The sequence below is a fragment of the Flavobacterium sp. LS1P28 genome, assembly GCF_003970335.1.
Classification (GTDB): domain Bacteria; phylum Bacteroidota; class Bacteroidia; order Flavobacteriales; family Flavobacteriaceae; genus Flavobacterium.
Window position 1 is genome coordinate 1 of record NZ_RYDI01000012.1, and the last position, 8,173, is coordinate 8,173.

General features: G+C 34.5%; 7 protein-coding genes. All 7 read left to right on the forward strand.

Annotation, left to right across the window (positions count from 1 at the left end):
* The first annotated feature begins 407 nt into the window (after nucleotides 1-407).
* The 7 genes from EKL97_RS10135 (at nucleotide 408) to EKL97_RS10165 (ending at nucleotide 7,982) form a co-directional block, all read left to right on the forward strand.
* The gene (locus tag EKL97_RS10135; protein WP_126455103.1) at nucleotides 408-1,094 is read left to right on the forward strand and encodes an ABC transporter ATP-binding protein; all 687 of its coding nucleotides are present in this window, start codon (nucleotides 408-410) and stop codon (nucleotides 1,092-1,094) included.
* A gap of 145 nt (nucleotides 1,095-1,239) precedes the next feature.
* A complete protein-coding gene (locus EKL97_RS10140) occupies nucleotides 1,240-2,097 on the forward strand; it encodes a RimK family alpha-L-glutamate ligase (protein ID WP_126460292.1) in 858 nt (285 codons plus the stop codon).
* A 43-nt stretch (nucleotides 2,098-2,140) separates the two neighbouring features.
* Nucleotides 2,141-2,710, forward strand: coding sequence for a cob(I)yrinic acid a,c-diamide adenosyltransferase (locus EKL97_RS10145; protein WP_126455107.1), 570 nt, complete (start codon nucleotides 2,141-2,143; stop codon nucleotides 2,708-2,710).
* A gap of 174 nt (nucleotides 2,711-2,884) precedes the next feature.
* Complete coding sequence (locus EKL97_RS10150) at nucleotides 2,885-3,106, forward strand: DUF2795 domain-containing protein (protein ID WP_007138072.1); 222 nt, start codon at nucleotides 2,885-2,887, stop codon at nucleotides 3,104-3,106.
* Nucleotides 3,107-3,190: 84 nt separating this feature from the next.
* Nucleotides 3,191-6,541: a preprotein translocase subunit SecA gene (gene secA, locus EKL97_RS10155; protein ID WP_126563888.1), complete on the forward strand. Its 3,351-nt coding sequence runs from the start codon at nucleotides 3,191-3,193 to the stop codon at nucleotides 6,539-6,541.
* 485 nt (nucleotides 6,542-7,026) lie between these two features.
* Entirely contained in the window at nucleotides 7,027-7,536 is a 510-nt protein-coding gene (locus EKL97_RS10160; protein WP_126568773.1) for a hypothetical protein, read from the forward strand.
* Nucleotides 7,537-7,547: 11 nt separating this feature from the next.
* Complete coding sequence (locus EKL97_RS10165; protein ID WP_126568774.1) at nucleotides 7,548-7,982, forward strand: hypothetical protein; 435 nt, start codon at nucleotides 7,548-7,550, stop codon at nucleotides 7,980-7,982.
* Nucleotides 7,983-8,173: the final 191 nt, after the last annotated feature.

The following is an 8,173-nucleotide window of genomic DNA, read 5'->3' on the forward strand; positions in this document are numbered from 1 at the left end:
TATCAGCTTATTAAACTAATTTTTTGAAAGATATTTCTTTCTTTTTTATACTTTTTTTTCAACCCTTGATTCGCATATATTATCAATTATAACCAAAAAATGTTATAAATAATTAAAATAATTATGAAATAAATACCAATAAAGTGTAAATTATACAAATTTATACTATAATAACATAAAATTTAATAGAATGATTTAACGTATTAAAAAATACATTTACCAAGAAAATAGAAAAAAACGCAAGTGCTTCATTAATAAAAAATTATCTGACCGCATAAACCTAAGCTCAAAATGTAACAAATTTAAAAAACATCTACTTATTAATAATTCAAAAGTCTTTTGTACTTTTAAAATCTAATTTAATAGCACCCTACGCACCGTCGAAGGTCAAAAAATCATACATTCTAATGGCAAACCCGCTAATCAAAATAACCAATATCAAACGAGATTTTGTACTTGGAAATGAAATTGTATATGTTCTCAAAGGCATTGATTTAGAAATAAATAAAGGCGAATACGTAGCATTAATGGGACCTTCAGGATCCGGAAAATCTACCTTAATGAATTTATTAGGTTGCTTAGACACGCCAACTTCTGGTAGTTACATCCTGAATGGGAAGGATGTCAGCCAGATGAAAGATGATGAATTAGCCGAAATTCGCAATAAAGAAATAGGATTTGTTTTCCAAACTTTCAATCTTTTACCCAGAACAACCGCACTAGACAATGTAGCTTTACCCATGATTTATGCCGGTTTCTCTAAATCTGATAGAAATAAACGCGCCACGGAAGTTTTAGAACAAGTAAATCTTGCTGACAGAATGGATCACCAACCCAACCAACTTTCAGGAGGTCAACGCCAGCGGGTGGCAATTGCACGTGCCTTGGTCAATAAGCCGTCCATCATTTTAGCGGATGAACCTACAGGAAATTTAGACAGCAAAACCTCTCTTGAAATCATGAAACTTTTTGGAGACATCCATACCAATGGGAACACCGTTATTTTAGTAACGCACGAAGAAGAAATTGCCGCGTATGCGCATCGAATTATACGATTGCGCGACGGAATTATTGAAAGCGATACGACCAAATAATTTTTTTTAGGAGCTTTTTCCGGCTATACGCTTGTATCTCTTTCTTTTTTAAAAAGAAAAAAGAAACAGGATACCGCTTCTATCCGGGCTAAAAAATCTCACTTACAAATATCTTTTAAACCCCAAATAAAAACTAGTACCTAAAATGAATATCGCCATACTAACCTGCCAAAAACTTCCCGATTTAAATCCTGAAGATCAAAAAATAATTCCTGCACTAGCCAAACATAATATTAACGCCAAAGCGGTGATTTGGAGTGACAAAACCATTAACTGGGCTGATTTTGATTACCTAATTTTTCGCAATACTTGGGATTATTTCGAAAAAGAAACCGAATTTAATATTTGGCTCCACCAAATAGAAAAACTGGGTATCAAAACACTTAACCCGATTGAAATAATCAAACAAAACATACACAAGTTTTATTTGCGTGAAATGCAAAAGCAAGGAATCACAATATTACCAACCGTATTTATTGACAAAACAGACACTCTGAATCTAGCTGAACACCTACCTTCCCATTGGAAAAAAGCAGTCATAAAACCTGCATTTTCGGCAGGATCGTATCTCACTGAAGTTTTTGAAACATCAGATAGTGAAGAAATAAACCAGAAATATGCGACCATAGCTGCAGAGAAAGAATTGCTGTTACAGGAATTTATGCCGGAGATTCAAACTCTAGGTGAAACTTCATTTATCTTTTTCAATAAAAAATTCTCTCATGCGGTTAACAAAAAGCCGGTAGATGGAGATTTTAGAGTACAGTCCCTATTTGGTGGTATCTATAATTTGGTACATCCCAGTTCAGAATTGATTGAAAAAGCACAAAAAGTTGTTGATACTTTTCAAGAGAACTTACTGTACGCCAGGGTAGATGGGATACTGATTGATAATGAACTTTATTTAATGGAAATTGAATGCATTGAACCTGATTTATATTTCAATTTAAGTGAAGGTTCACTGGAACGATTTGTTACGGCAATAGTGGAATTAATACAGTAAATTTGTTTCCATCAAACAAATTACAAATTAACACAAACCTTGGATGAAAGTATATACAAAGACTGGTGATAAAGGAACCACGGCACTTTTTGGCGGAACCAGAGTCCCAAAGGATCATGCACGAATAGAAAGTTATGGTACGGTAGACGAATTGAATTCTCACATTGGACTAATCCGAGATCAGGAGATGAATTCCCATTACAAAGAAATTCTAATCGAGATTCAGGATCGTTTGTTTACAGTAGGCGCTATATTAGCAACGCCACCGGAAAAAGAAGTACTGAAAAACGGCGAACTTCGTTTGAAAAAACTCGGAATAATTGAATCAGATATTGAACTGTTGGAAAATGAAATTGACAGCATGGAAGAAGCATTACCACCCATGACTCATTTCGTACTTCCTGGAGGACATACAACCGTGTCATATTGTCATATAGCACGTTGCGTATGCCGTAGAGCGGAGCGTTTAGCAGTTCATTTAAGCCACAACGAACCGGTTGCAGAAATCGCAATAAAGTACCTGAACCGACTTTCTGACTACCTTTTTGTGTTGGCACGAAAGTTGTCTCATGATCTGAAAGCTACGGAAGTTCAATGGATTCCTAGAAAATAATTTGCAGCATTTAAGGTCTTTTTCAGTTGTATTTATGGTGAAAAAATGCAAACTTTTTAACCGCAAAATTTAAAACAAAAAAAACGTTCTTAACTTTTTATTAAAATAAATGATTTTTTACTTGTCTTTTTCAGTAAAAAATTTATTTTTGCACAAAACTAAACAGACAACAAGATGTATTGGACATTAGAATTAGCATCCTATCTAAGTGATGCACCGTGGCCTGCTAACAAAGACGAACTTATTGACTACGCTATTAGAGCAGGAGCTCCATTAGAAGTAGTAGAAAACCTTCAGTCTATAGAAGATGAAGGCGAGATATATGAATCAATGGAAGAAATTTGGCCAGATTATCCTACAGACGAAGATTATCTTTGGAATGAGGATGAATATTAAAAAGTAAACCAAGAAAAAGTCTCTAAAGAGGCTTTTTTTTTGTTTAAATTTACAGAATTACACAAACAGAAATAAAAACATATTATGAGTTTTATAAATAGTATTATCAAAGTCTTTGTTGGGGATAAATCTCAAAAAGATGTGAAAGCTTTACAGCCGTATCTTAACAAAATTAAAACTTTTGAAACTCCTCTAATGGCATTATCTAATGATGAGCTTAGAGCGCGTACTGCATTTTTCAAAGAAAAAATAAAACAAGACCGTTCTGAAAAAGATGCTAAAATTAGTGCTCTGAAAGTAGAAGTTGAAAGTATTGAAGATATCGACAAACGAGAGGATATTTACGTCGCTATTGATGCGCTGGAAAAAGAGGCTTATGATATTTCGGAAAAAACGTTGTTAGAAATTCTTCCGGAAGCTTTTGCTGTAGTCAAAGAAACGGCTAGACGTTTCAAAGACAGTACACAAGTAATTGTAACTGCCACTGCAAAAGACCGTGAACTTTCGGCAACAAAAAGCTATATAACTCTAGATGGAGACACTGCGATCTGGGCAAATTCTTGGAGTGCTGCGGGTAAAGAAATTACTTGGGACATGATTCACTATGACGTACAATTAATTGGCGGAATGGTTTTACATGAAGGAAAAGTAGCAGAAATGCAAACAGGTGAAGGAAAAACATTAGTGGCAACTTTGCCGCTTTACTTAAATGCATTGACAGGAAACGGAGTACATCTAGTGACTGTCAACGATTATTTGGCAAAAAGAGATAGTACATGGAAAGCACCTTTATTTGAATTTCATGGTATGTCAGTAGAATGTATTGACAATTATCAGCCAAGCTCAGAAGGAAGAAAAAAAGCATACGATGCTGATATCACGTACGGAACCAATAATGAGTTTGGTTTTGACTACTTGAGAGATAACATGGCACATTCTCCAGAAGATTTAGTGCAAAGAAAACACAATTATGCGATTGTCGATGAAGTCGATTCTGTTTTGATTGATGATGCAAGAACACCATTAATTATCTCAGGTCCAGTTCCTCAGGGAGATCGCCATGAGTTTAACGAATTGAAACCAAAAATTGAAAATTTGGTTAGTTTACAACGTCAATTGGCAAACGGCTTCCTATCTGAAGCTAAAAAATTAATAAAAGAAGGAAACACTAAAGAAGGTGGATTCCAATTGTTAAGAGCCTACCGAGCATTACCAAAAAATAAAGCATTGATTAAATTTTTGAGTGAAGAAGGAATTAGACAATTGCTTCAAAAAACCGAAAATCAATACATGCAGGATAACAAAAGAGAAATGCACAAGATTGATGAGGCTTTGTATTTTGTTATTGAAGAAAAAAACAATCAGGTAGAACTGTCTGACAATGGTATCCAATTCCTTTCCGGAGATACTGATTCTGACTTTTTTGTACTTCCGGACATTGGAACCGAAATTGCCGCTATCGAAAAAAGAAAACTTGATAAAGATGCAGAAGCGGAAGAGAAGGAAAAATTATTTCAAGATTTCGGAATCAAAAGTGAGCGCATCCACACCCTGACACAACTTTTGAAAGCATACGCTTTATTCGAAAAAGATGTAGAATATGTAATCATGGACAACAAAATCATGATTGTTGATGAGCAAACGGGACGTATAATGGACGGTCGCCGGTATTCTGACGGTTTACACCAAGCTATTGAAGCCAAAGAAAATGTAAAAATTGAAGCAGCAACACAAACATTTGCAACAGTTACATTACAGAATTACTTCAGAATGTACAACAAACTGGGAGGAATGACAGGAACAGCCTCTACTGAAGCAGGTGAGTTGTGGCAAATATACAAACTGGACGTGGTAGAAATTCCTACGAACAGACCAATGGCCAGAAAAGATAAAGAAGATTTTATTTATAAAACTACTCGTGAAAAATTCAATGCCGTAATCGAAGACGTTTCAGAATTATCTAAAGCAGGGAGACCGGTTCTTATTGGTACAACTTCAGTAGAGATTTCAGAATTGTTAAGCCGAATGTTGAAAATGAGAGGTGTTGCACACAATGTCTTGAATGCAAAAATGCACAAACAAGAAGCGCAAATCGTTGAAGAAGCAGGGAAACCTGGTGTGGTAACAATTGCAACAAACATGGCTGGTCGTGGTACCGATATTAAATTATCTGCCGAAGTGAAAGCCGCAGGTGGATTAGCAATTGTAGGTACGGAACGTCATGATTCGCGTCGTGTGGATCGTCAGTTGCGTGGTCGTGCAGGACGTCAGGGTGATCCGGGAAGTTCTCAGTTTTATGTTTCTCTGGAAGACAACCTCATGCGTTTGTTTGGTTCTGAAAGAGTGGCAAAAGTGATGGACAGAATGGGATTACAGGAAGGCGAAGTGATTCAGCATTCTATGATGACCAAATCTATCGAACGTGCTCAGAAAAAGGTAGAAGAAAACAACTTTGGTGTTCGGAAGCGTTTATTGGAATATGATGACGTAATGAATGCACAACGTGAAGTGGTTTACAAACGCCGTCGTCATGCTTTGTTTGGTGAGCGTTTGAAACTCGATATTGCCAACATGCTTTATGACACTTGCGAATTGATTGTGGACCAAAACAAAGCAGCAAATAACTTCAAAAACTTCGAATTCGAATTAATTCGTTATTTCTCTATTACATCACCGGTTACTGAAAGTGAGTTCATAAAACTCAGCGAAATGGAATTAACTGGCAAAGTATACAAAGCTACATTAGAATATTACACCGAAAAAACAGTACGAAGCGCCAGAGAAGCATTTCCTATTATAAAAAATGTTTACGAAGACAAAAACAACCAATTTGAACGCATTGTTGTTCCATTTACAGATGGAATCAAATCGTTGAATGTAGTTACTGATTTGAAAAAAGCCTACGAAACTGAGGGAGCTCAACTTGTTGCTGATTTTGAAAAAAATATTACATTATCTATTGTTGATGAAGCTTGGAAAAAACACTTGCGCAAAATGGATGAGTTGAAACAATCGGTACAACTTGCCGTTCACGAACAAAAAGATCCATTGCTAATTTACAAACTCGAGGCTTTCAATTTGTTTAGAGCTATGATTGACAATGTCAATAAAGAAGTAATTTCGTTCTTGTTCAAAGGCGATTTACCGGCTCAAGAAAACCAACAAATTCAAGAAGCGAAAGAAGTACGTCAGAAAGAAGACTTTCAATTGAGCAAAGACGAGGTGCTGAATTCTGATGAATTAGCAACACAAAATCGTGAAGCGGGACAAACGCAACAACGCCAAGTTACCGAAACTATCGTGAGAGATATGCCAAAAATTAATCGCAATGATACTGTTACGATTCAGAACGTGGCCAACGGACAAACGCAGGAAATGAAATACAAAAAAGCCGAGAGCTTAATCGCTTCAGGACAATGGGTTATCGTGAACTAAAAACCGTTTAAATTCCTCAAAATTAAATTCCTCAATTACGAAAGTAGTTGGGGAATTTTTTTTTGTTCTTAATTTATTTCAGGAGCCATTCCCGCCCTACGCTGCAAGCTATTTGGTTTCAAACCCTTTTTCTAGGTGCTGTCAGGAGCTTTCCCGAAGTCTCGCTATTCTCTCTGCCACCACCAGAAAAAAGTGGTTTTCAACCGGCATAGGCTTTCCGCTACTGTCGGGGCTAGAAATTTTGCGATACATAACTTTGTTTATGGTTTCCCGTAACAATCCTAAAAGCAAAGAATATATCTTTGAAAATAAATGAATAGCTGTTTCGTTTTTATAAGTATTTTCAGTGATTTATTTATATATTTGAAAATAAATAAAATCTGACGTTTAGGAGGGCTATTTTCCCAGTTTTGGGGTGATAAGTCTGATATCGTCAGACATATAAACTAGTTGTGCAAAAGCTTAACCGAAAAAACTTAAAAAAAATGTCATTTATCAATAATTTAGCAAAAGGATTTGTACGTTCGGTCGTAAACCAAGTAGGTCGAGATGGTGGAAAAGTAATAAGCAATAAAGTTTATGGAAATTCTCATTCAACACCGATAAAAATTGCAGGAAGTAACAATATTTATACTTCGGATAATCTAATTGAAGAAAAGGAATGTGTTTACATAAAATTTTTCTGGGCAATTTTGTTATCTACTTTAATTCCTCTAATAGGAAGTCTAATAGTTATTTATCGTGGATATGTAAATATTAAAAAAAATAAAACATCAATGTATAAAATTGAAAAACAACCAGTTTATTCAATTGATAGAAGACATACAACAGGCAAAAGATTAAATGGTTATAGGGAAATAAAAGTGCCATTTTATATTGAAATAGATGAAAAACAAAAAGCTAAAAACAAATTCAAATCAATTGGCTATTTTGTAATCAGTTTTTCAATTTTAATAATCTACATTATTTCTCAAAATAAATATTTTAACAACTAAATTTAAATAAAATGAAAAAAGTCCTTATTGCAGTTTTATGCTTTGTAACATTAATTTCTTGCGAGAAAAAAGATGAAAAAATGAAAGAGAATTTCACTTTAAAACTAAAAGAACAATTAAAAAATCCTGATAGTTTTGAATTTGTTAGTATGAATATTTCAAAAACTTTTACTGTTAAAGAAAGAAAGAAAACTACAACATTAGAAAGTTTGAATGAAATAAGAGAGATAAATAAACAACTTCCATCAGAAGATTTATTAAAACATATAGAAACTGAATATAATTTTTTAGAAAAACAAACTGATGAAAATAAAGAAGCCGTTTATTATGTTGATTTTATTGCAAAAGGAACAAATAGTTTTGGTGGAATTATACAATCGAAATATTCAGCAACTGTGCTAAACGATGAAAATCTAACAGTTTTAAGTATAAGTAAAAACGACTAAAAAAGACCTCCCGCTAGCGCGAGCGTCTCGCTCGTGCCCACAAAGTAAACACAATATTAATGCGAATCAAGGGTTTAAAAAGAAAGAAATATCTGTTTAAAATTATATTAATAAGCTGATAATCAGTATATTTAAAGTGTATCTAACGCACGTTTAAATATATGATTAATCAGCCTAAAGCCCTAAAATTA